The 23,770-nt window shown below is 54.9% G+C and carries 18 protein-coding genes; 15 read left to right on the plus strand and 3 right to left on the minus strand.

Annotated elements, in window-relative coordinates; translation table 11 throughout:
- Window positions 1-7: 7 nt before the first annotated feature.
- From syd to QLG09_RS03995, 8 genes are all read left to right on the plus strand, one after another.
- Window positions 8-553: a SecY-interacting protein gene (syd, locus tag QLG09_RS03960; protein ID WP_020883796.1), complete on the plus strand. Its 546-nt coding sequence runs from the start codon at window positions 8-10 to the stop codon at window positions 551-553.
- Window positions 554-1,183: 630 nt separating this feature from the next.
- The gene (locus tag QLG09_RS03965; RefSeq protein WP_032678877.1) at window positions 1,184-1,513 is read left to right on the plus strand and encodes a YqcC family protein; all 330 of its coding nucleotides are present in this window, start codon (window positions 1,184-1,186) and stop codon (window positions 1,511-1,513) included.
- The gene (truC, locus tag QLG09_RS03970; RefSeq protein WP_049022844.1) at window positions 1,510-2,295 is read left to right on the plus strand and encodes a tRNA pseudouridine(65) synthase TruC; all 786 of its coding nucleotides are present in this window, start codon (window positions 1,510-1,512) and stop codon (window positions 2,293-2,295) included. The genes QLG09_RS03965 and truC overlap by 4 nt, the downstream gene beginning before the upstream one ends.
- Window positions 2,296-2,310: 15 nt before the next feature.
- Window positions 2,311-2,760, plus strand: a complete 450-nt coding sequence (locus QLG09_RS03975) for a flavodoxin (protein WP_014171421.1) — start codon at window positions 2,311-2,313, stop codon at window positions 2,758-2,760.
- A gap of 371 nt (window positions 2,761-3,131) precedes the next feature.
- Entirely contained in the window at window positions 3,132-4,487 is a 1,356-nt protein-coding gene (locus QLG09_RS03980) for an MFS transporter (RefSeq protein WP_020883799.1), read from the plus strand.
- On the plus strand, window positions 4,487-5,827 hold the full coding sequence (locus QLG09_RS03985) for an enolase C-terminal domain-like protein (RefSeq protein WP_025203355.1): 1,341 nt from the start codon (window positions 4,487-4,489) through the stop codon (window positions 5,825-5,827). Before QLG09_RS03980 ends, QLG09_RS03985 begins: the two co-directional genes overlap by 1 nt.
- 15 nt (window positions 5,828-5,842) lie before the next feature.
- A complete protein-coding gene (gudD, locus tag QLG09_RS03990) occupies window positions 5,843-7,180 on the plus strand; it encodes a glucarate dehydratase (RefSeq protein ID WP_020883801.1) in 1,338 nt (445 codons plus the stop codon).
- A gap of 77 nt (window positions 7,181-7,257) precedes the next feature.
- Entirely contained in the window at window positions 7,258-8,403 is a 1,146-nt protein-coding gene (locus QLG09_RS03995; protein ID WP_049022843.1) for a glycerate kinase, read from the plus strand.
- Between the two features lie 46 nt (window positions 8,404-8,449).
- Here QLG09_RS03995 and barA read toward each other — a convergent pair whose 3' ends face one another.
- Window positions 8,450-11,209 carry a two-component sensor histidine kinase BarA gene (gene barA / locus QLG09_RS04000; RefSeq protein WP_049022842.1) on the minus strand — a complete coding sequence of 920 codons (2,760 nt, stop codon included), beginning with the start codon at window positions 11,207-11,209 and terminating at the stop codon, window positions 8,450-8,452.
- 57 nt (window positions 11,210-11,266) lie between these two features.
- Between barA and rlmD the strand changes: the two genes are divergently transcribed.
- From rlmD to eno, 5 genes are all read left to right on the plus strand, one after another.
- A complete protein-coding gene (gene rlmD / locus QLG09_RS04005; RefSeq protein ID WP_049022841.1) occupies window positions 11,267-12,565 on the plus strand; it encodes a 23S rRNA (uracil(1939)-C(5))-methyltransferase RlmD in 1,299 nt (432 codons plus the stop codon).
- Between the two features lie 51 nt (window positions 12,566-12,616).
- Window positions 12,617-14,848, plus strand: a complete 2,232-nt coding sequence (gene relA / locus QLG09_RS04010; RefSeq protein ID WP_014171414.1) for a GTP diphosphokinase — start codon at window positions 12,617-12,619, stop codon at window positions 14,846-14,848.
- A 69-nt stretch (window positions 14,849-14,917) separates the two neighbouring features.
- Window positions 14,918-15,709 (plus strand): nucleoside triphosphate pyrophosphohydrolase, encoded by a 792-nt coding sequence (gene mazG, locus QLG09_RS04015; RefSeq protein ID WP_049022840.1) that lies wholly within the window; start codon window positions 14,918-14,920, stop codon window positions 15,707-15,709.
- A gap of 223 nt (window positions 15,710-15,932) precedes the next feature.
- Window positions 15,933-17,570, plus strand: a complete 1,638-nt coding sequence (gene pyrG, locus QLG09_RS04020; protein ID WP_014171412.1) for a glutamine hydrolyzing CTP synthase — start codon at window positions 15,933-15,935, stop codon at window positions 17,568-17,570.
- An 82-nt stretch (window positions 17,571-17,652) separates the two neighbouring features.
- Window positions 17,653-18,951 carry a phosphopyruvate hydratase gene (eno, locus tag QLG09_RS04025; RefSeq protein WP_014885045.1) on the plus strand — a complete coding sequence of 433 codons (1,299 nt, stop codon included), beginning with the start codon at window positions 17,653-17,655 and terminating at the stop codon, window positions 18,949-18,951.
- Between the two features lie 52 nt (window positions 18,952-19,003).
- On the opposite strand, the gene QLG09_RS04030 is transcribed toward eno, so the two are convergent.
- Window positions 19,004-20,113 (minus strand): SDR family oxidoreductase, encoded by a 1,110-nt coding sequence (locus tag QLG09_RS04030; protein WP_049022839.1) that lies wholly within the window; start codon window positions 20,111-20,113, stop codon window positions 19,004-19,006.
- Between the two features lie 359 nt (window positions 20,114-20,472).
- Window positions 20,473-21,297: a MurR/RpiR family transcriptional regulator gene (locus tag QLG09_RS04035; RefSeq protein WP_049022838.1), complete on the minus strand. Its 825-nt coding sequence runs from the start codon at window positions 21,295-21,297 to the stop codon at window positions 20,473-20,475.
- A gap of 166 nt (window positions 21,298-21,463) precedes the next feature.
- Here QLG09_RS04035 and QLG09_RS04040 point away from each other — a divergent pair, with 166 nt between their 5' ends.
- Both QLG09_RS04040 and QLG09_RS04045 read left to right on the plus strand, forming a co-directional pair.
- On the plus strand, window positions 21,464-23,023 hold the full coding sequence (locus tag QLG09_RS04040) for a maltose/glucose-specific PTS transporter subunit IIC (protein ID WP_020883808.1): 1,560 nt from the start codon (window positions 21,464-21,466) through the stop codon (window positions 23,021-23,023).
- Complete coding sequence (locus tag QLG09_RS04045) at window positions 23,023-23,730, plus strand: N-acetylmannosamine-6-phosphate 2-epimerase (protein WP_049022837.1); 708 nt, start codon at window positions 23,023-23,025, stop codon at window positions 23,728-23,730. The genes QLG09_RS04040 and QLG09_RS04045 overlap by 1 nt, the downstream gene beginning before the upstream one ends.
- The last annotated feature ends 40 nt before the right edge of the window (window positions 23,731-23,770 follow it).

Genomic DNA, 23,770 nt, shown 5'->3' on the forward strand with positions numbered 1-23,770 from the left:
GAAATCGGTGGACATCGAAACTGCAAATGCCCTCACTGCCTTCACGACCCGCTATTGCGATGCATGGCATGAAACGCACGGCACATGGCCGCAAAGCACTGACTTATATGGTGTACCTTCGCCATGTATTATCTCTTCTCCGGATGATTACGTTATCTGGCAACCGCAACCCCCGACGGGTGAGCAAAATGTAAATGCGGTTGAACGGGCAATGGACATTGTGGTACAACCAGCGGTTCACGCGTTTTATACCACGCAATTTGCAGGGGATATGCCTGCGCGATTTGCTGATATCACGCTGACGCTGTTGCAGACCTGGAGTGAAGACGATCTGCAGCGTGTTCAGGAAAACCTGATTGGTCATCTGGTCACGCAAAAGCGCCTTAAGCTTTCTCCGACGCTCTTTATTGCCACGCTGGACAGTGAACTGGACGTTATCTCAGTCTGCAACCTGTCTGGTGAAGTGGTTAAAGAGACCATCGGTACCCGCAATCGCGAGACTCTCGCACCCTCACTTGCGGAATTCCTCACCCGACTTGAGCCACTTCTGTAATCCACGATGCTATCGCGCGTGTGAGAGATCTCTTACAGAGTTGTGAGAGATCGCTGGATCATTCAGTATTACCTTATTTAATTAAGATTAACATTACTCTATTTTTCAATATCTTAATGAGGTATCGCCGCGTCCAGGGGGGCACGGGACGACTTACAGCGCTGCCAGCATGGGTTGTAAGACGAAGCAGAATAGCGGATTCTAGTTGTGTCGACAGGACGCCGACACGAGAAACGAACATCAGGATGATGGCGTTTCTCACCAGGAACACGTCAGGATGACGCTGCAGGAAGGCTTCAGGATGAAGCAAAAGGATCGCGCAGGATGCGTAAGGGACACCTCCAGGAAGGGAGAATGAGAGCCGGTCAGGATGGTCGGTGGGTCAGGATGGCCAGGACGTTTCAGGATGAAACAAACACATCAGGACGATGTGAGCAGGATGCACAAGGTGAAGGATGACCAGGCCTTCGGGCTTCAGGAAAAGTTGTCACGGATGAGCAGGGAGCACGAATTGTAGCTGGATTGCTGCGGAACGAACCGGGAGCACTGTTTTTACAGTGCTCCCTTTTTTTATTTCTGTCTCCTGCAATGCTATGCTGCGCGCCGTTCACTTTTTCAGTTGAGGTTACTATGACGCAACACGATAGCGTTCGTGCCCGGTTGCACGCCATCGAGGCATTATTGCGCCAACATCAGCTGTGGCAGGAGACCGCGCCGCAGCCAGAAGCCTTCGCAAGCACTCAGCCGTTCTGTCTGGATACGCTGGCACCGTTCGAATGGCTCCAGTGGGTATTAATTCCGCGCATGCACGCGCTGCTCGACGGCGGCCACCCGCTGCCGCAGGCGTTCGCTGTTGCGCCTTATTATGAAATGGCGCTGGACGCGACCCACCCTGCGCGCGATGTCATGCTGATTGAGCTGGAAAAGCTGGATGCTGTGTTTGCCGGTGAAGATGCATGACGCTTGAGATCCTCTATCAGGATGAGTGGCTGGTCGCGGTAAACAAACCGTCTGGCTGGCTGGTGCACCGAAGCTGGCTGGACCGCGATGAAAAAGTGGTGGTGATGCAAACCGTGCGCGACCAGATTGGTCAGCACGTCTTTACGGCTCATCGTCTCGACAGGCCAACCTCCGGTGTGTTGCTGATGGGGCTTTCCAGCGAAGCGGGCCGCCTGCTGTCGCAGCAGTTTGAACAGCACCAGATCCAGAAACGCTACCACGCGATCGTTCGTGGCTGGCTGACGGAGAGCGCCACGCTCGATTATCCGCTGGTGGAAGAGCTGGACAAGATTGCCGATAAATTTGCCCGCGATGACAAAGGCCCGCAGCCCGCCGTGACGGATTACCGCGGCATGGCGACCACGGAAATGCCGGTGGCAACCAGCAAGTTTCCGACCACCCGCTACAGTCTGGTTGAGCTGTTGCCCAAAACCGGGCGCAAACACCAGCTCCGCCGTCACCTGAAACATCTGCGTCATCCGATTATCGGTGACAGCAAGCACGGCGATTTGCGCCAGAACCGCAGTGCTGCCGAACATTTTGGCTGCGACCGCCTGATGCTGCATGCCAGTGCACTGAGCCTGGTGCACCCGTTTACCGGCGAACCGCTGACTCTCCATGCGGGGCTGGATAACGTCTGGATGCAGGCGCTGTCACAGTTTGGCTGGCTGGGGCAACTCCCCGAAAATGAAAGGGTTGAGTTTGTATCGGGCAACGTTCAGGATGAACAGCAAGCGCAATAATCAAGGAAATACATCATGGCTGAAGTGGGCATTTTTGTCGGCACAATGTACGGCAACTCGCTGCTGGTAGCAGAAGAGGCTGAGGCGATACTCGCAGGTCAGGGCCATAAAGCCACGGTCTATGAAGACCCGGAGCTGGCAGACTGGGAAAAGTACAAAGATAAATACATTCTGGTGGTTACCTCCACTACCGGGCAGGGCGATCTGCCGGACAGCATCGTGCCGCTTTTCCAGGCAATCAAGGATCAGCTTGGCTATCAGCCAGATGTTCACTACGGCATCATTGCTCTGGGCGACAGTTCTTACGCCAATTTCTGTGGCGGTGGTAAGCAGTTCGATGCGCTTTTGCAGGAACAGAGCGCGCAACGCGTCGGTGAAATGCTGCTGATTGATGCCGGTGAACACCCTGAGCCAGAGAGTGAATCGAACCCGTGGGTTGAACACTGGGCAACGCTGCTTAAATAACCCTCTGGCCGGGCAGCCCTTCGCATACCCGGGCCCCGCGCCCACGTGGCGCGAGCGCAAACACAAAACGGTAACGTCGGTTACCGTTTTGCTTTTCTCCCGCCTTCCGGCGAATTCCGTGAACTACCTTCCACTGCTTTGGGCTTATGCCCCAAACAACTTCTCATTGACCCCTCAATGTTGTGTTCATGCACGGTGAGGGACAGAGGCACTTCTCCCTATACTTTTCCGGTCAGTCATCAAAAAGGCAGTGCGCACTATAAAACGGCATCAAGCCGTACCAAAACTGCCAAATACTAACCCTCATTCTGGTTACCCTACCGGTGCTGTACAGAATGAACTGGCGAGAGCCTGGATTCAGGAGTGCAACAATGAGTACATTAAGCCACGCGGCGAGCAGCGCTGAGAAGCGCACAAATGCGCGCTACTGGATAGTGGTGATGCTGTTTATCGTCACATCCTTTAACTATGGTGACCGTGCCACGCTGTCGATTGCCGGTTCTGAAATGGCAAAAGACATCGGTCTTGATCCGGTTGGCATGGGCTACGTTTTCTCCGCATTTTCATGGGCCTACGTTATCGGCCAAATTCCTGGCGGCTGGCTGCTTGATCGTTTTGGCTCCAAACGCGTCTATTTCTGGTCCATCTTCATCTGGTCGGCATTTACCCTGTTGCAGGGCTTCGTCGATGTGTTCAACGGATTTGGCATCATCGTTGCGCTCTTCACCCTGCGCTTCCTGGTGGGCTTAGCCGAAGCACCTTCCTTCCCCGGTAACAGCCGTATTGTGGCGGCGTGGTTCCCGGCGCAGGAGAGGGGAACGGCGGTGGCAATTTTTAACTCTGCGCAATACTTTGCGACGGTGATCTTTGCACCCATTATGGGCTGGCTGACGCATGAAGTGGGCTGGTCACATGTCTTCTTCTTTATGGGTGGGCTTGGGATCATCATTAGCTTCGTCTGGCTGAAAGTGATCCATGAACCGAACCAGCATCCCGGCGTGAATAAAAAAGAGCTGGAGTACATTGCTGAAGGCGGGGCGCTGATCAACATGGATCAGAAATCGGCAAAAGCAAAAGTGCCGTTCAGCCAGAAATGGGCGCAGATCAAACAGCTCGTCGGCTCGCGCATGATGATCGGCATCTATCTGGGCCAGTATTGCATTAACGCCTTAACTTACTTCTTCATCACCTGGTTCCCGGTTTACCTGGTGCAGGCGCGCGGGATGTCGATCCTGAAAGCGGGCTTTGTGGCGTCAGTCCCGGCTATCTGCGGTTTTGTAGGGGGGGTGCTGGGGGGTGTGATTTCCGACTGGCTGATGCGTCGTACAGGCTCTTTGAATATCGCGCGTAAAACGCCGATTGTGCTCGGCATGCTGCTCTCCATGACCATGGTGTTCTGTAACTACGTCAGCGCCGAGTGGATGATTATTGGCTTTATGGCGATGGCCTTCTTCGGTAAAGGGATCGGTGCCCTCGGCTGGGCGGTCATGGCGGATACCGCACCGAAAGAGATCAGCGGCCTGAGCGGTGGACTGTTCAACATGTTTGGCAACATCTCCGGGATTGTGACCCCCATTGCCATCGGCTACATCGTGGGAACCACCGGCTCCTTCAACGGCGCGCTGATTTACGTTGGCGTACACGCGCTGGTGGCGGTCCTGAGCTACCTGGTTCTGGTGGGTGATATCAAGCGCGTGGAACTTAAACCTGTAGTGGAGCGCGGCTGATGACGACTCAATCAAGCCCGGTGATTACCGACATGAAGGTCATACCGGTGGCCGGACAGGACAGTATGCTGCTCAACATCGGTGGCGCACATAACGCCTGGTTTACCCGTAATATCGTGGTGCTGACGGACTCCGCGGGCCACACCGGCGTTGGGGAAGCGCCGGGTGGCGAGGTTATCCACCAGACGCTGGTAGACGCCATTCCGCTGGTCGTCGGGAAGGAGGTAGCTCGCCTCAATAACGTGGTGCAGCGGGTGCACAAGGGCAATCAGTCGGCAGACTTTGACACGTTCGGCAAAGGCGCCTGGACGTTCGAACTGCGCGTCAACGCTGTCGCCGCGCTAGAGGCTGCGCTGCTTGATTTACTGGGTAAGGCGCTGAAGGTCCCGGTCTGCGAACTGCTGGGGCCAGGAAAACAGCGCGACGCGGTGACGGTGCTCGGTTATCTGTTTTACGTTGGCGATCGCAACAAAACCGACCTGCCTTATCTGGCGCATTCCCCTGGCGACCACGAGTGGTATCACCTGCGTCACCAGGAGGCGCTTTCCGGTGAGGCGGTGGTTCGGCTGGCGGAAGCCGCGCAGGATCGCTACGGATTTAAAGATTTCAAGCTGAAAGGCGGCGTATTGCCCGGCGAGCAGGAGATTGAAACTGCCCGCGCGCTCAAAAAACGCTTCCCGGATGCGCGCATCACGGTGGATCCGAACGGTGCATGGCTGCTGGATGAGGCCATTGCCTTATGCAAAGGGCTGGACGACGTGTTGACCTACGCGGAGGATCCGTGCGGGGCCGAGCAGGGCTTCTCCGGTCGTGAAGTGATGGCGGAATTCCGGCGTGCCACCGGTCTGCCGGTGGCCACCAATATGATCGCCACCAACTGGCGTGAAATGGGCCACGCGGTGATGCTGAACGCGGTCGATATTCCGCTGGCGGACCCGCATTTCTGGACACTCTCAGGTGCCGTTCGCGTCGCACAGCTCTGCGACGACTGGGGACTGACCTGGGGTTGTCACTCCAACAACCATTTCGACATTTCGCTGGCGATGTTTACGCACGTTGGCGCGGCGGCTCCGGGCAACCCGACCGCCATTGATACCCACTGGATTTGGCAGGAGGGAGAAGCCCGCCTGACGAAAGAACCGCTGGTAATCAAAAATGGCAAGATTGCCGTACCAGATGCACCGGGGCTGGGCGTTGAGCTTGACTGGGATCAGGTTCATCACGCGCATGAGGCGTATAAAAAACTGCCAGGCGGCGCGCGTAACGACGCGGGGCCGATGCAGTACCTGATCCCCGGCTGGACATTTGATCGTAAGCGCCCTGTTTTTGGACGTCACTGATAAAAGGATTGAACGATGAGTACTTTTACTACCCCTGTAGTCACCTCCATGCAGATCATTCCGGTCGCCGGCCATGACAGCATGTTGATGAACCTGAGCGGAGCGCATGCGCCGTTTTTCACCCGCAATATTGTCATTATCAACGATAACTCCGGGCATACCGGCGTGGGTGAAATCCCCGGTGGTGAGAAGATCCGCAAAACGCTGGAAGAGGCCGCTCCGCTGGTGGTGGGAAAAACGCTGGGCGAATATAAAAATATCCTCAATACCGTGAGAAGCACCTTCGCTGACCGTGATGCCGGCGGTCGTGGTCTGCAAACCTTCGACCTGCGAACCACCATTCACGTGGTCACCGGTATCGAAGCCGCGATGCTGGATCTGCTGGGCCAACACCTGGGCGTTAACGTTGCGTCGCTGCTGGGCGAAGGTCAGCAGCGCAGTGAAGTGGAAATGCTGGGCTATCTGTTCTTCGTTGGTGACCGCACGCTGACGCCGCTGCCGTACCAGAACCAGGCGGATGAAAAATGTGACTGGTACCGACTCCGCCACGAAGACGCGATGACCCCGGATGCGGTGGTGCGCCTGGCGGAAGCCGCGTACGAAAAATATGGCTTCAACGATTTCAAACTTAAGGGCGGCGTGCTTGCGGGTGAACAGGAGGCGGAAGCCATTACCGCACTGGCAAAACGTTTCCCGCAGGCACGCGTCACGCTCGACCCGAACGGTGCCTGGTCTCTGGATGAAGCTATCCGCATTGGTAAACAACTGAAAGGCGTGCTGGCGTACGCGGAAGATCCGTGCGGGGCTGAGCAGGGCTTCTCGGGCCGTGAAGTGATGGCGGAATTCCGTCGCGCCACCGGTTTACCCACCGCGACCAATATGATTGCCACTGACTGGCGTCAGATGGGGCACACCCTGTCGTTACAGTCTGTCGATATTCCGCTGGCAGACCCCCACTTCTGGACGATGCAGGGGTCGGTGCGTGTGGCACAGATGTGTCATGAATTTGGCCTGACCTGGGGCTCGCACTCCAATAACCACTTTGATGTCTCGCTGGCGATGTTCACCCACGTGGCCGCTGCTGCACCGGGCACGATCACCGCTATCGATACCCACTGGATCTGGCAGGAAGGTAATCAGCGTCTGACCAGAGAGCCGTTTGAGATCAAAGGAGGCATGGTGCAGGTGCCAACCACGCCGGGTCTGGGCATTGAGCTGGATATGGATCAGGTGATGAAAGCCCACGAGCTGTATCAAAAACATGGTCTGGGGGCACGCGATGATGCGATGGCCATGCAATATTTGATACCTGACTGGAAATTCGACAATAAACGTCCGTGCATGGTACGATAAACGCATTGGGACCGCTCCCATGAGCGGTCGTTTACGTGGTGTATGCTTAACGTAATGACTATGCGTAAGGATGGCTTATGAAGATTGTTATCGCACCGGATTCGTATAAGGAAAGCCTGAGCGCCCTTGAGGTAGCCACCGCGATTGAGCTGGGTTTTCGCGAGATTTTCCCCGCGGCTGACTTTGTGAAATTGCCGGTCGCCGATGGTGGAGAAGGTACCGTAGAAGCTATGGTGGCGGCGACGCAGGGGCGCATTGTCCATGCCTCTGTCTCAGGCCCGCTGGGTGAGCCTGTGGACGGGTTCTATGGCATCTCCGGTGACGAACAGAGCGCGTTTATTGAAATGGCGGCGGCAAGCGGTCTGGAGCTGGTTGCGCCTTCGCAACGCAATCCCCTTTTTACCACCTCCTGGGGGACCGGCGAGCTTATCCGGCACGCGCTGGATGCGGGCGTTAAGCATATTATTATTGGCATTGGCGGCAGTGCCACCAATGACGGCGGTGCCGGCATGGTGCAGGCGCTGGGGGTAAAGCTGCTGGATACCAACGAGCAGTCCCTTGGACAGGGGGGCGGCGAGCTGGCAAAACTGGCCCGTATCGACCTGAGCGGGCTGGATAAGCGTCTGGCAGAGTGCCGGATTGAAGTCGCCTGTGACGTCACTAATCCGCTCACCGGAGACGAAGGGGCATCCGCGGTCTTTGGCCCGCAAAAAGGCGCCACGCCGGAGATGATTGTGACCCTGGATAACGCCCTGGCGCATTACGCGCAGGTCATTGCCCGGGATCTGGATATCGACGTCATCAACCTTGCCGGCGGCGGTGCGGCGGGTGGGATGGGGGCGGCACTCTACGCTTTCTGCGGTGCGCAGCTTCGTCAGGGGATTGAGATTGTCACCGATGCGCTGCATCTGGCAGAGCAGGTGGCTAACGCCGATCTGGTGATTACGGGAGAAGGGCGCATTGACAGCCAGACGATCCACGGCAAAGTGCCGGTGGGCGTCGCGAAGGTGGCTAAACGCTTTAATAAACCGGTCATCGGTATTGCGGGTAGCCTGACGGCGGATGTCGGGGTGGTACATAATCACGGCATCGACGCGGTATTCAGCGTGATTTATACCATCTGTTCGCTGGAGGACGCGCTGGAAAATGCCAGCGACAATGTGCGGATGGCCGCACGCAATATCGCTGCAGTGCTGAAAGTGGGGCAGGCGTTCAGGCTCTGAACGGCGGGCAATCCTGTTTGCCCTCTCCCGGCGGGAGAGGGCAACGCTAGTTACCTAACACCTTCATGGCTTCCCGCGTCACATTATCCATCTCATCCAGCAGCTCCAGAAATTCCGGTTCAAGATCGGTTTCCGGCGTGCCCGCGCGAAGCTGTTGCTCCAGCAGCTGGCAGAGATTCTTCAGCCGCGGCACACCGCTGTAGCCGCAGCTACCGTGCAGCTTATGAATGGCTTCCAGCAGATCTTCCGGGTTTTCACCCACCAGCTGCTCTTCGACCTTATTACGAATTTCCGGCAGAAATGCGACCAGCATTTGCAGCATATCGCGGGCCAAATCAGGCTTACCCGCCGCCTGGCGCAGCGCAAGCTGCCAGTCAAAGGTGGCGTTGTGATTGACGCTGATTTCCACCGGTTCGGACGATACCGTGTACGTTCCGCCGATATGCCCCGGCTTATAGCGTAACAGCAGGCTATGCAGCTTCTCTTCGTCGATAGGTTTGGCCAAATAATCATTCATTCCGGCGCTCAGCAGCTTCTCTTTCTGACCGGCCATCGCGTGGGCGGTGACCGCAATCACCGGCGTTTGCTGCTGATGCGGGAGCTGACGGATCAGCTCGCAGGCACGAATGCCATCCATGCCGGGCATCTGAATATCCATCAGAATTAAATCGAACTGCATCTGTTTCGCATGCTCAACCGCCTGCGCACCGCTGGTACACAGCTCTACGTGCTGAACCTGATCTTCAAGCAACACGCCAATCAGCTTCAGGTTGGCCGGATTATCATCCACCGCCATTACGCTCATCGGCAATTTTTGCTCATCGTCAATCAGCGGCAGGGCGTGCTGGCTCAGACGACAGTATTCCGTCAGTGCTGGCAGCAGGCGGGTCGCGGTAAGTGGCTTAAGCAGGCAGGCGGCGGCCCCGTCATTTTTTAACTCTTCCGCATTGATCTGGGCATGACACGGCAGGGCCAGCAGCAGGTAGTCGGTCATCGATGCGGCTTTCGCCAGCCGTTCCTGTTGCATGGTGAGCTCGCCGGTAAAGGTGACCGGGACCCCCAACAGCAGGATGTCGTAATGCTCCACGGTAAGCGCTGAGAAGGTAGGACTGTAGATCACCTCCAGCGGCGTGGTGCTTAAGATATCAAGCGTACACTGCGCCGCTGCGGCGTTCGGCTCAACGTAGGCAAGGCGCATTCCTTTCAGGCAATTGGTTACCGGACCGTCGGTCAGCACGTTCGGGTTAAGGTCCAGATTAATATGGAACCAGAACGTGGAGCCCCGGTTTGGCTGGCTGTGGAACGAGATATCTCCCCCCATCTCCTTAACCAGTTTCTGTGTGATAACCAGACCCAACCCCGTGCCGCCATGACGTCTGGAAATACTTGCATCGGCCTGACGAAACGCCTGGAACAGACGGGACTGATCCCGCTCCGGAATACCGATGCCGGTATCGCGGATCTGAACTTCAATCTGAACCTTGTTGTTACTGATGGAGCGCTTTTCCACCAGAATATCAATGTTGCCGCTTTCGGTGAATTTGATGGCGTTACCGACAAGGTTTGTAATCACCTGCTGCAGGCGCAGCGGGTCGCCAATGACGTTATCCGGTACGTCATTTTTAATGTTGAGCGTCAGCTCCAGGCCTTTATCGTGCGACGAGTGCGCGAGCAGCGTCACCACTTCATCGAGCGTGCTGCGCAGCGGGAATGGGATGCTCTCCAGGATCAGCTTGCCGGCTTCCAGCTTGGAGAAGTCGAGCACGTCGTTAATGATCGCCAGCAGGTTGTTGGCCGAGCGTTCAATGGTGTGCAGATGATCGCGCTGGGTTGGGTTCAGCTCGCTTTTTAGCGTCAGACGGGTAAAACCAATCACGCCATTGAGCGGCGTACGCAGCTCGTGGGACATATTCGCGAGGAACTCGGATTTGATACGTGCGGCTTCCTGCGCGCGTTTTTTCGCCAGATCCAGCTCAACGTTCTGAATCTCCATCTGCTCCAGGGTTTCGCGCAGGTCAGAGGTCGCCTGGTCGACGTTGTGCTGCATCTCTTCGTGATACGCTGCCAGCGACATCGCCATCGAGTTAATGCCGTTTTTGAGCATATCGAGCTCGCCCAGCATAAACCCTTCTACCCGGCTGTCGAGCTGGCCCCGGCGAATGCGGTCGACGGTGTTAACCATGTTGCGAATAGGCCCCGTCACGTCACGCATCAGGCGCCAGCCGAAGATAAGTGCAATCCCGATACAGAACAGCATCATAACGCCGGAGATGAAAATTTCTTTGTACTGCTGCAGACGCACCGACTTGAGATCCAGCTCCAGCGCCACATATCCGAGCATATTGTCGCTGGATTTGGCGTCAGACTGGGCGGATTCATCGGGTGAATAGCTTTCCGAAATAATCGGGGTGCGCAGGATCATGATATCGCCGCGTCGCAGCACGGTGAGGTGGCGCGGGAAGGGCGTACCGTCAGGAATTTTCAGGGCCGCTGGATCCAGATGAAAATTCGAGGTGACAAAGAGGCGGTTATGCTCGTCGTAAACGGAGATGGCACGCACGATATCCGAATGACGGCGGTGCAGCACGCTGATTAACTGACCTATCGATTCGCGGTTTTGCAGGTTCATCCCATACTCACTGGAGACGGCCAGCGGTTCGATAATGCTGGCACCGGCATCTTCCAGTTGCCGCTGCAAATCGTTATAGCGGTGCACCACAAAAAAGATACTCAGCAGCAAACCGATGAGAACGGTGGGGGCGAGGATCAAAATCATCATGCGCGCGCGCAGGCTGTAGTTGGTCATGGCGTTCCGTTATGGGACAATTAGGATAATTATGTTTATGTGAGAAAAATCTCGGCGATGGCGCAATTCTACTCTGCAAAGCGACGCGTGACGACGCGTCAGATCATAACTGTTGAAGCCACTGACCTCGATCCCTTTGGCCAGGGGGTTGCGCGTCATAATGGTAAGACACTGTTTATAACAGATTTACTGCCAACAGAACGAGCAGAAATTACGCTGACGGAAGATAAACGCCAGTTTGCACGCGGGCAGGTTAAGCAGCGTCATAACGATAGCCCGGACCGCGTGAAGCCTCGCTGCCCGCATTTTGGCGTCTGCGGTGGCTGCCAGCAACAGCATGTCAGCACAGAATTACAGCAAAAAAGTAAAAGCAGCGCCCTGGCCCGCCTGCTTAAGCACGACGTCAACGAGATCATCGCCGACCAGCCCTGGGGCTATCGTCGTCGCGCGCGATTGAGCCTGAACTATCAGCCAAAAACTGAGCGGCTGGAGATGGGATTTCGCAAAGCCAGCTCCAGCGATATCGTCGATATCAGGCAATGCCCCATTTTGGTGCCCCGTCTTGAGGCATTGCTTCCTGACGTGCATGCCTGCCTCTGCGGACTGGACGGCGTTCGACACCTCGGGCACGTTGAACTGGTCATGGCCAACAATGGCCCGCTAATGGTGCTGCGCCACACCGCGCCGCTGTCGACAAAAGATCGCGAAAAACTGGAACGCTTTTCGCATTCCCACGAGCTGGCGCTTTTCCTTGCCCCCCAAAGCGAGATACTTGAGCAACTGACAGGTGAAGCGCCCTGGTATGCGTCAAACGGGCTACGCTTAACGTTCAGTCCGCGCGATTTCATTCAGGTAAATGATGGCGTCAATCAGCAAATGATTGAGAAAGCGCTGATGTGGCTCGATGTGCAGAAGAGCGATCGGGTACTTGACCTGTTTTGCGGAATGGGCAATTTCACGCTGCCTTTGGCCCGGCAGGCGGCAAGCGTTGTGGGCGTCGAAGGCGTTGAGGCGCTGGTGGCTAAAGGGCAGGAGAACGCACGACAGAACGGCTTGCAAAATGTGACATTCTTTCACCAAAATCTTGAGGAAGATGTGACACAGCAGCCGTGGGCGACGCAGGGGTTTGACAAAATTCTTCTCGACCCGGCGCGCGCAGGTGCACCGGGTGTAATGCAACATATAATTAAACTCGCGCCCAGGCGCGTGGTCTATGTTTCCTGTAACCCGGCAACGCTTGCCCGAGACAGTGAGGCATTAATCCGTGCGGGTTACCAGATTCAGCGTCTGGCAATGCTGGACATGTTCCCGCACACTGGGCATCTGGAATCGATGGTGTTGTTTGAGCACATCTAATTAGTTTGGCTTGTCGACTTCGACAGGCCCTGGTCCCTAAAGGAGAGGACAATGGTTGCGGTAAGAAGTGCACATCTTAATAAAGCTGGGGAGTTTGACCCACAAAAATGGATAGCAAGTCTGGGGATTTCCAGCCAGCAGTCGTGTGAACGCTTAACCGAAACCTGGGCCTACTGTCAGCGCACCACTCTGGGGCATCCTGACGCCGAACTGTTATTGTGGCGCGGCGTGGAGATGGTTGAAATCTTATCCATGCTGAACATGGATATCGAAACGCTGCAGGCCGCGCTTTTGTTCCCGCTTGCCGATGCGGATGTCGTCACTGAAGACGTGCTGCGCGACAGCGTCGGGCAATCCGTCGTGGCGTTGATCCACGGCGTACGGGATATGGCGGCAATCCGCCAGCTCAAAGCCGCACATACCGATTCCGTCTCCTCGGAGCAAGTTGATAACGTTCGCCGGATGCTGCTGGCCATGGTGGACGATTTCCGCTGCGTGGTCATCAAGCTCGCTGAACGCGTTGCCCACCTGCGCGAAGTAAAAGATGCGCCGGAAGACGAGCGCGTACTGGCCGCGAAAGAGTGTACGAACATCTATGCACCGCTGGCGAACCGCTTAGGGATTGGTCAACTGAAATGGGAGCTGGAGGATTACTGCTTCCGTTACCTGCACCCGGCAGAATATAAGCGGATTGCAAAACTCCTGCACGAGCGCCGCATTGACCGCGAGCACTATATTGAGGAATTCGTCAGCGGATTGCGCCAGTCGATGAAAGAAGAGAATGTGCGGGCCGAAGTCTATGGTCGACCCAAGCACATCTACAGCATCTGGCGCAAAATGCAGAAGAAACATCTCGCCTTTGATGAGCTGTTTGATGTGCGCGCCGTGCGCATCGTTGCGGAGCGTCTGCAGGATTGCTACGCCGCGTTAGGGATAGTACATACTCACTTCCGCCATCTACCGGATGAGTTTGATGACTATGTCGCGAACCCGAAACCTAACGGCTATCAGTCTATTCATACCGTGGTGCTGGGGCCTGGCGGCAAAACGGTCGAGATTCAAATTCGTACCAAACAGATGCACGAGGACGCTGAGCTTGGCGTCGCGGCGCACTGGAAATACAAAGAGGGGACGTCAGGTGGCGTACGCTCTGGTCATGAAGACCGCATTGCCTGGCTGCGTAAGCTGATTGCGTGGCAGGAAGAGATGGCGGATTCCGGCGAAATGCTGGATGAAGTGCGAAGCCAGGTCTTTGACGACCGGGTCTACGTCTTTACGCCGAAAGGTGACGTGGTCGACCTGCCAGCAGGCTCCACGCCGCTGGACTTTGCCTATCACATCCACAGTGATGTGGGGCACCGCTGCATCGGGGCGAAAATCGGCGGACGTATCGTACCGTTTACCTATCAGCTGCAGATGGGCGACCAGATTGAAATCATCACGCAGAAGCAGCCTAACCCGAGCCGTGACTGGCTTAACCCGAACTTGGGTTATGTCACCACCAGCCGCGGGCGCTCAAAAATTCACGCCTGGTTCCGTAAGCAGGATCGTGACAAGAACATTCTTGCCGGTCGCCAGATCCTCGACGACGAGCTGGAACATATCGGCATAAGCCTGAAAGAGGCCGAGAAATTCCTGCTGCCGCGCTACAACTTCAACGAGCTGGATGAACTGCTGGCGGCGATTGGCGGCGGTGATATCCGTCTTAATCAGATGGTGAACTTCCTGCAGGCGCAGTTCAACAAGCCAAGCGCGGCGGAGCAGGATGCGGCGGCGCTGAAGCAGCTGCAGCAGAAAACCTATGCGCCACAGCAGCGCAGCAAAGACAATGGCCGCGTTGTGGTGGAAGGGGTGGGTAATCTGATGCATCACATTGCCCGCTGCTGCCAGCCAATCCCGGGTGATGATATCGTTGGCTTTATCACTCAGGGACGCGGGATTTCCATTCACCGTTCAGACTGCGACCAGCTTGCCGAGCTGCAGTCGCATGCACCGGAACGTATTGTGGAAGCGGTCTGGGGCGAGAGCTACTCGGCGGGGTACTCGCTGGTGGTTCGCGTTACCGCAAACGACCGCAGCGGCCTGCTGCGTGATATTACGACCATTCTCGCGAACGAGAAGGTTAACGTGCTGGGCGTGGCCAGCCGCAGCGATACGCGCGAGCAGCTTGCCACCATCGATATGACCATCGAAATCTACAACCTGCAGGTGCTGGGCCGCGTGCTTGGCAAACTGAACCAGGTCCCGGATGTGATTGACGCACGTCGTCTGCACGGCGGGTAAGCCCACCTTTCTGTAAGCCGGGTAAGGCGTAGCCTTTACCCGGCATTTATTTTTAATCAGGACAGAATTATGACCCAAATCGACCGCCTGCTTTGCATCATGAAACGCCTGCGCGATCCGGAAAACGGCTGCCCGTGGGACAAAGAGCAGACTTTCGCCACCATCGCCCCGTACACCCTCGAAGAGACCTATGAAGTGCTGGACGCCATTTCACGCGAGGATTTTGACGACCTGCGTGGTGAGCTGGGTGACCTGCTGTTCCAGGTGGTGTTCTATGCGCAAATGGCGCAGGAAGAGGGGCGTTTTAACTTCGAGGACATCTGCGCTGCCATCAGCGACAAACTGGAACGCCGTCATCCGCATATCTTTAGCGATGCCACCGCAGGTGATAGCGCGGAAGTGCTGGCGCGCTGGGAACAGATTAAAAGCGCCGAGCGCGCGGAGAAATCCCAGCACTCGGCACTGGATGACATTCCCCTGAACCTGCCTGCGCTGATGCGGGCGCATAAAATTCAGAAACGCTGCTCCGCGGTTGGCTTTGACTGGACGTCTCTTGGCCCGGTGCTGGAAAAAGTGCATGAAGAGATCGACGAAGTGATGCACGAAGCGCAACAGGCCGTGGTAGATGAAGCAAAGCTTGAAGAAGAGATGGGCGATTTGCTGTTCGCGACCGTCAACCTTTCTCGCCATCTGGGTGTAAAAGCGGAAACCGCCCTGCAAAAAGCCAACATTAAGTTTGAACGACGCTTTCGCGAAGTTGAGCGGATTGTGGCCTCGCGCGGCCTGGAAATGAGCGGAATTGACCTCGATGCGATGGAAGAAGTCTGGCAAGAAGTAAAACGCCAGGAAACTGATCTCTAACGAAATTTTGCGATCAAGCGCAATTTGTGTGATTTTTTAAATGACAAGCGCTTGATTTGCGTCAAAAACATTTACCCAAAAGGGGCTATTTTCTCACTCCTTATGTTTGTCATTGGCTGGACAGGAGACGGAGAATGAAAGTTTGTGGCGCTCGCCGTGTTCGGGTATACTACTTTCCCGTCCTGGTTATTCCATCGTTTCACCCTAACTTCTCAGGTTCAGCATGACAACGAACTATATTTTTGTGACCGGCGGGGTCGTATCCTCTCTGGGTAAAGGCATTGCCGCAGCCTCCCTCGCAGCCATTCTTGAAGCCCGTGGCCTCAATGTGACCATGATGAAACTGGATCCGTACATCAACGTCGATCCGGGTACCATGAGTCCAATCCAACACGGGGAAGTGTTCGTTACTGAAGACGGCGCTGAAACCGATCTGGATCTTGGCCACTACGAGCGTTTCATCCGCACTAAAATGACCCGTCGTAACAACTTCACGACAGGCCGTATCTACTCCGACGTTCTGCGTAAAGAGCGCCGTGGTGATTATCTTGGTGCTACCGTTCAGGTTATCCCACACATCACTAACGCTATCAAAGAACGCATTATTGCGGGCGGCGAAGGCCACGACGTGGTGCTGGTTGAAATCGGCGGTACCGTGGGTGATATCGAATCCCTGCCATTCCTGGAAGCGATTCGTCAGCTGGCGGTTGATATTGGCCGTGAAAACGCGCTGTTCATGCACCTGACGCTGGTGCCTTACATGGCAGCCGCAGGTGAAGTGAAAACCAAACCGACTCAGCACTCCGTTAAAGAGTTGCTCTCCATCGGTATTCAGCCAGACATCCTGGTTTGCCGTTCCGATCGCGCGGTTCCGGCGAACGAACGCGCGAAAATTGCATTGTTCTGTAACGTGCCGGAAAAAGCCGTTATTTCAATGAAAGATGTCGATTCCATTTATAAAATCCCGGGCCTGTTGAAATCACAGGGCCTGGACGATTATATTTGTAAACGATTCAGCTTGAACTGTCCGGAAGCTAACCTGTCTGAATGGGAACAGGTTATTTACGAAGAAGCGAATCCGGCTGGCGAAGTGACTATCGGCATGGTTGGCAAGTACATTGAACTGCCAGATGCCTATAAGTCAGTTATCGAAGCGCTGAAACACGGTGGTCTGAAGAACCGCGTCTCCGTTAACATCAAGCTGATTGATTCGCAGGATGTTGAAACGCGTGGCGTTGAAATTCTGAAAGATCTGGATGCAATCCTTATCCCTGGCGGCTTTGGCTACCGTGGTGTAGAAGGCAAGATCGCCACCGCACGCTATGCGCGTGAAAACAATATTCCATACCTCGGTATCTGCCTGGGTATGCAGGTTGCGCTGATCGAATTTGCGCGCAACGTAGCGGGAATGGAAAACGCGAACTCTACGGAATTTGTGCCAGACTGTAAGTACCCTGTCGTGGCGCTTATCACTGAATGGCGCGACGAAGAAGGTAACGTCGAAGTCCGTACCGAGAAGAGCGACCTGGGGGGCACGATGCGTCTTGGCGCACAGGCCTGCCAGCTGTCCGACGATAGCGTCGTTCGCAAGCTGTATGGCGAGCCGGTTATCACCGAACGTCATCGTCACCGCTATGAAGTCAACAACATGTTGTTGAAACAAATTGAAGCTGCGGGTCTGCGTGTTGCGGGCCGCTCCGGGGATGATCAGTTAGTCGAGATCATCGAAGTGCCAAACCATCCGTGGTTTGTCGCCTGCCAGTTCCACCCGGAATTTACTTCAACGCCACGTGACGGGCATCCGTTGTTTGCAGGCTTTGTGAAAGCCGCCAGCGATTACCAGAAGCGTCAGGCGAAGTAAAAAAAGTTAGAACGGCAACGCGTACCTCTGGTGCGCGTTGTTTGTCTGGAGTTTTAGTTTAACTTGTACTGAGGAAAATCTAATGTCCAAAATCGTTAAAGTCATCGGTCGTGAAATCATCGACTCCCGTGGTAACCCGACCGTTGAAGCCGAAGTTCACCTGGAAGGTGGTTTCGTCGGTATGGCAGCTGCTCCGTCAGGTGCTTCTACTGGTTCCCGCGAAGCGCTGGAACTGCGCGATGGCGACAAATCCCGTTTCATGGGCAAAGGCGTACTGAAAGCTGTTGGCGCCGTAAACGGCCCTATTGCTCAGGCAATCATTGGCAAAGACGCTAAAGACCAGGCTGGCATCGACAAGATCATGATCGATCTGGACGGTACTGAAAACAAATCTAACTTCGGTGCTAACGCAATCCTGGCCGTTTCCCTGGCGAACGCCAAAGCTGCAGCGGCTGCTAAAGGTATGCCACTGTTCGAACACATCGCTGAACTGAACGGCACTCCAGGCAAATACTCCATGCCTGTACCGATGATGAACATCATCAACGGTGGTGAGCACGCAGACAACAACGTTGATATTCAGGAATTTATGATTCAGCCAGTTGGCGCGAAATCCCTGAAAGAAGCAGTACGTATGGGTTCTGAAGTGTTCCACAACCTGGCTAAAGTTCTGAAAGCTAAAGGTATGAACACGGCTGTTGGTGACGAAGGTGGCTATGCGCCAAACCTGGGTTCTAACGCAGAAGCACTGGCTGTTATCGCTGAAGCGGTTAAAGCAGCAGGCTACGAGCTGGGCAAAGACATCACTCTGGCGATGGACTGTGCAGCGTCTGAATTCTACAAAGACGGTAAATACGTTCTGGCTGGCGAAGGCAACAAAGCGTTCACCTCTGAAGAGTTCACTCACTTCCTGGAAGACCTGACCAAACAGTACCCAATCGTTTCTATCGAAGACGGTCTGGACGAGTCTGACTGGGATGGCTTCGCATACCAGACTAAAGTACTGGGCGACAAAATCCAGCTGGTGGGTGACGACCTGTTCGTAACCAACACCAAGATCCTGAAAGAAGGCATCGAGAAAGGCATCGTTAACTCCATCCTGATCAAATTCAACCAGATCGGTTCTCTGACCGAAACGCTGGCTGCGATCAAAATGGCGAAAGACGCTGGCTACACCGCTGTTATCTCTCACCGTTCTGGCGAAACTGAAGACGCTACCATCGCTGACCTGGCTGTTGGTACCGCGGCTGGCCAGATCAAGACCGGTTCTATGAGCCGTTCTGACCGTGTTGCTAAATACAACCAGCTGATTCGTATCGAAGAAGCACTGGGCGAAAAAGCACCATACAACGGTCGTAAAGAGATCAAAGGCCAGGCATAATCGCTAAGCCTTAAAATGAAAATGCCAGTCGTAAGACTGGCATTTTTTTTGGCTATTTAAAATCGACCGCCATTTGTTCCGGAATGGTCAGTCCCTGAGTGGTTTGCACGCAGCGGGCAATATAGTCCGTAAAGCGGGGTGGCTTAGGCATGCCCATGCTAAGCAGCTTATCATTGCTGAAGCGCACGTTGAGTGTGGCAAAAGCACCGTATAAACGCATTGCTTTCAGCATCAGGCGCTCGTTGCATGGCCCAAAAATATCCTTCAGTTCGCGGCGCATTCTGACCAGCGTTTCGTAACTCACCTGAGCGTATCGATCTCCGACAGGGGCTTTCTCCAGCGCCTGTGCCATTGCCTTATCAATATCAGCAAAGCGAACGCTGTTCTCTTCCCCGGCAGAAATATGTACCACTTCCCCTGAACGTGCATCACTGGTAAGCAGCATTAACAGCGCGTCGGCACAATAGTCCACCGGAACGACATCGATTTTGTCTTCCATCGAACACATAAATTTTTGCAGCATTAACCCCATGCTAAAGACCCAGAAAATACTGCTTGAAGGCGTGCAGCCGTGACGGGTATGGCCGACGACGATAGACGGGCGGGCGATGAGCAGCGGCAGGCCAGGACAGTGCTGGCGCATCAGCTGTTCAATGGTGGATTTCGAATAGGTATATTCCACCAGATGCTCGGCGTTCTCTCTGAATTCTGCACTTTCGGCGATCAGCGAATCCTGCTCCGGCGTGCAGGACATCGCCGTGCCAACGTGCAGGAAGCGCTGTAGGGTCGACACCCGTTCCATGCGGCGCGCCAGCGCCAGGGTTCCCTCGACGTTCACCTTCCAGATAAGCGGATTGTTGCCAAATGACGCGACGGCCGCGCAGTTAACGACATGCGTCACCTGTTCAAGACGCGGATCGTTCAGGAAGGCTTCCGGCTGGCTGAGATCGCCAATGAGAATATTCTCCACGCTCAGCGAGGCCAGTGCATGCTCAGGCACGTTGAACTTACGCATATTCTCCTGCACTCGCGACAGCCCACCTTGCGGGTCACTGGCGCGCGCAAGCAGAAGCAAATTTACGGCGCTCTCGCCGGTCAGGATTTTTTCAAGTACTGCACCGCCCAGAAATCCGGTCACGCCTGTAATCAGTAAGGTTTTCATTGATACCGTCTCATTATGATTGATGAGGCGGATTGTAGGCGGGCGAAAGTAAACGGCGTTTAAATAAAAAAATGGCCAGCCTTACCGTTTCTTAAGCTTATTTTAAGGTAAGGAATTCAGGGGATGAGATTGGACATTGCAGGAGGGAAGAAAATTCAATTTATAAAGATATTTATTTTAACTTGCTGATTTATATATTATAAATTCGCTTCCTGTATCGTGATGATATTAAGTAAAAATGTAATTATAAAAATACTTTGTAACATCATTCATTGATGCGGTAAATAATTTAACGGATGCTTAAGAACACTCAAAATAACAAACTCGCAGGCTATTGATATATAGCCTGCGAAGGTTTTCTACAGCAACAGAGGAAGCGTTGCGCTGGCGGTTTGTTGGCTGACCTCGCCGTAATGACCGTCTATTGTAATAAGGGAGTGGGTAAGCAACTCGACCAGCAGCATAACACCCACTTTGGCATTGAGTGCGCCTGCGCTAAGCGGCCCCTCGGGTTTGGCTGCAACCAGTAGCATATCGCTCAGGGACGCCAGCGGGCTACGCGGCGTATTGCTGAGCGCCAGCACGGGGACGCCACGTTTGCGCGCAAGTTTTACGACGTGAAGTAAATCCCGCGTTGAGCCTGAACTGGAGATGGCTACCACCAGCGACGCTTTAGAGAGGGTGGTCGCATTCATGGCTGCACGGTGCATATCGCTGAAGAGCTGCACAGGTTTGCCCAGGCGCAACAGCTTATAATGCAGATACTCGCCGAGGATCGCACTGGCAGCGACCCCATAAATCTGGACTGACTGCGCCTGATGCAGCGCCTGTGCCGCCTTTTCCAGCAGCGCTCTGTCGAGCAGTCTGGCGGTATCCTGCAGAGCCTGTACAGACTCTTCCACTACGCTATCAATTTCATCTCCGGCCTGACGCTCTGGCTGACCCTGCTGAATGTCCAGCGCAAGTGCCATTTTGAATTCCGTGTACCCCTTACAGCCCAGCGTGCGGCAAAGACGCGTCACGCTGGCCTCGCTGGTATGACTTTCGCGCGCCAGCTCAGTGATCGTCAGGTAAAGCACCCGGGCAGGATCGTTGAGGACAAACTCTCCCAGTTTTCGTTGCGTTGGGCTGTACCCGGAAGCCTCCTGGCGTAGCTTCAGCAGCAGGTTTTCATGGTCTGACATGCGAGATCCTTAATGCATTCTTCTGTCGACTAGTGTGGCGGAAAGCGGGGGAAAGATGCCAGTCATTTCGAAAAAGTATGATCGTCATCCTGGTTATTGATGATAATTTTCACTATTAATAATTAATATGGTAAAAATTTTCATCTATACACGAGGGGATGAAAAAATGATGCAAATGTTCAGTGGGGCTTCTTCTGGCGGATGGTTTGAGAAAGCGCAGCGCTTTGGCAAATCATTTATGTTGCCCATCGCCGTCTTGCCCGCGGCGGGTTTGTTGCTGGGGATTGGAGGCGCGTTATCAAATCCCAATACCCTCACGGCCTACCCGTTTTTAGATGTTGCGTGGCTGCAGGCCATCTTTACCATTATGAGCAGTGCCGGTTCGATTGTGTTCGCCAACCTCTCGGTGCTGTTTGCTGTCGGGGTCGCCGTCGGGCTGGCAAAAAATGATAAAGGAACCGCGGGGCTGGCGGCATTGCTCGCTTTTCTGGTGATGAATGCCACCATCAATGCGCTGCTGATCCTGACCGGAAAACTGGCGCTTGAGAACCCGGGTGCCGTAGGGCAGGGAATGACGCTGGGGATCCAGACGCTGGAAACCGGCGTATTTGGTGGGGTCGTCATCGGGCTTGTGACCTGCGCGTTACATCATCGGTTCAATAAGATTGCGCTTCCGCAGTTCCTGGGTTTCTTTGGCGGTTCACGTTTTGTACCGATCGTCAGCTCGCTGGCGGCCATACTTGTCGGGGCATTAATGACCGTCATCTGGCCGCATTTCCAGAAGCTGATCTTCGGTCTGGGCGGGCTTGTGGATGCCACCGGTTATCTGGGGACTATGCTGTACGGTTTCATTTTGCGCATGCTCGGGCCGTTTGGTTTACACCACATCTTCTATCTTCCCTTCTGGACGACCGCGCTTGGCGGCAGCGAGATCGTTAACGGTCAGCTGGTAGAAGGTACGCAGCGGATCTTCTTCGCCCAGCTTGCTGACCCGACTACACGCCAGTTTTATGAAGGCACGTCGCGTTTCATGTCCGGACGTTTCATCACGATGATGTTTGGTCTGCTGGGTGCCTGCCTCGCGATGTACCACACGGCAAAGCCGGAGAACAAAAAACGCGTCGCGGGGCTGTTACTTTCGGCGGCATTGACCTCGTTCCTGACGGGAATTACTGAACCTATTGAGTTCTCATTCCTTTTTGTTGCACCTGTGCTGTACGTCATTCACGCCCTGTTTGACGGGCTGGCGTTTATGCTCGCCCATATTTTACACATCACTATCGGGCAAACCTTCTCAGGCGGTTTTATCGACTTCGTGCTGTTCGGCATTCTCCAGGGCGAGGCCAAAACCCACTGGATGTTCGTGCCGCTGGTAGGGGTGCCGTGGTTCTTCCTCTACTACTTTACGTTCCGCTATCTGATTAATCGCTTTGATTTTGCCACGCCGGGGCGTGAGAAAGAGGCGATGGCGGATGAAGTGACCTTTTCGCAGAGCGAGCGTGCTGTTGCGGTGATCGCCGGGTTAGGTGGCAAAGACAATCTCGAAGAGGTGGACTGCTGCGCGACGCGTCTTCGCGTCACGGTGAAGGATGGCAGCAAAGTGAATGAATCGGCGCTGAAAGCGACCGGCGCGCGTGGCGTTATCGTCCGCGGCAACGGTGTTCAGGTCATTTATGGGCCGCATGTCACGATTATTAAAAACGAAGTGGAAGAGATCTTATCGTAATGAAAACTGTACTGGATAACCTGAAGGGAAAACTGGTCGTCTCCTGCCAGGCGCTGGAGAATGAACCTCTGCATAGCGCGTTTATTATGTCACGAATGGCGCTGGCCGCCGCGCAGGGTGGGGCGGCAGCGATCCGTGCCAATAGCGTGGTGGATATCGAAGCCATCAGGCAGCAGGTAGCGCTGCCGGTTATCGGCATCATCAAACGCGATTATCCGGATAGTGAGGTGTTTATCACCGCCACGATGAAAGAGGTGGATGAGCTGATGACGGTTTCTCCGGAAATCATTGCCCTGGATGCGACTGCGCGACAGCGCCCTGGCGGCGAAGACCTGGCGACGCTGGTCGCGCATATCCGCACGCGGTACCCGTCGGTACGCCTGATGGCGGATATTTCCACAACAGAAGAGGCCGTGACGGCGCAGGCGCTGGGTTTTGATTGTGTGGGGACCACGCTTTACGGTTATACGACAGAAACCGCAGGCCATGCGCTACCGGACAATGACTGCGCATTTCTGAAAGAGGTACTGGCTGCCGTCGACATTCCCGTGGTGGCCGAAGGCAACGTTGACACACCTGAACGGGCGGCGAGGTGCCTGGAACTTGGTGCCTTTATGGTCGTTGTCGGCGGGGCCATCACCCGCCCACAGCAAATTACTGCGCGGTTTATGGCAGCGATTGGCGCTCAAAGCACCGATGGAGCATGACCATCTGACGGGGATCTGCGATACTTATCGTTTATCCCCT

Origin of the sequence: Enterobacter sp. V89_11 (genome assembly GCF_029967775.1) — a bacterium.
Taxonomy (GTDB): domain Bacteria; phylum Pseudomonadota; class Gammaproteobacteria; order Enterobacterales; family Enterobacteriaceae; genus Enterobacter; species Enterobacter ludwigii.

Coding starts and splice junctions, on each gene's coding strand:
- QLG09_RS03995 (WP_049022843.1), top strand. CDS start 7,258: ATGAAGATTGTTATCGCACCGGATTCGTATAAGGAAAGCCTGAGCGCC.
- QLG09_RS04030 (WP_049022839.1), bottom strand. CDS start 20,113: ATGAAAACCTTACTGATTACAGGCGTGACCGGATTTCTGGGCGGTGCA.
- QLG09_RS04045 (WP_049022837.1), top strand. CDS start 23,023: ATGAAAACTGTACTGGATAACCTGAAGGGAAAACTGGTCGTCTCCTGC.
- QLG09_RS03985 (WP_025203355.1), top strand. CDS start 4,487: ATGACGACTCAATCAAGCCCGGTGATTACCGACATGAAGGTCATACCG.
- eno (WP_014885045.1), top strand. CDS start 17,653: ATGTCCAAAATCGTTAAAGTCATCGGTCGTGAAATCATCGACTCCCGT.
- pyrG (WP_014171412.1), top strand. CDS start 15,933: ATGACAACGAACTATATTTTTGTGACCGGCGGGGTCGTATCCTCTCTG.
- QLG09_RS03980 (WP_020883799.1), top strand. CDS start 3,132: ATGAGTACATTAAGCCACGCGGCGAGCAGCGCTGAGAAGCGCACAAAT.
- rlmD (WP_049022841.1), top strand. CDS start 11,267: ATGGCGCAATTCTACTCTGCAAAGCGACGCGTGACGACGCGTCAGATC.
- truC (WP_049022844.1), top strand. CDS start 1,510: ATGACGCTTGAGATCCTCTATCAGGATGAGTGGCTGGTCGCGGTAAAC.
- mazG (WP_049022840.1), top strand. CDS start 14,918: ATGACCCAAATCGACCGCCTGCTTTGCATCATGAAACGCCTGCGCGAT.
- QLG09_RS03975 (WP_014171421.1), top strand. CDS start 2,311: ATGGCTGAAGTGGGCATTTTTGTCGGCACAATGTACGGCAACTCGCTG.
- gudD (WP_020883801.1), top strand. CDS start 5,843: ATGAGTACTTTTACTACCCCTGTAGTCACCTCCATGCAGATCATTCCG.
- QLG09_RS04035 (WP_049022838.1), bottom strand. CDS start 21,297: ATGTCAGACCATGAAAACCTGCTGCTGAAGCTACGCCAGGAGGCTTCC.
- QLG09_RS04040 (WP_020883808.1), top strand. CDS start 21,464: ATGATGCAAATGTTCAGTGGGGCTTCTTCTGGCGGATGGTTTGAGAAA.
- QLG09_RS03965 (WP_032678877.1), top strand. CDS start 1,184: ATGACGCAACACGATAGCGTTCGTGCCCGGTTGCACGCCATCGAGGCA.
- relA (WP_014171414.1), top strand. CDS start 12,617: ATGGTTGCGGTAAGAAGTGCACATCTTAATAAAGCTGGGGAGTTTGAC.
- barA (WP_049022842.1), bottom strand. CDS start 11,209: ATGACCAACTACAGCCTGCGCGCGCGCATGATGATTTTGATCCTCGCC.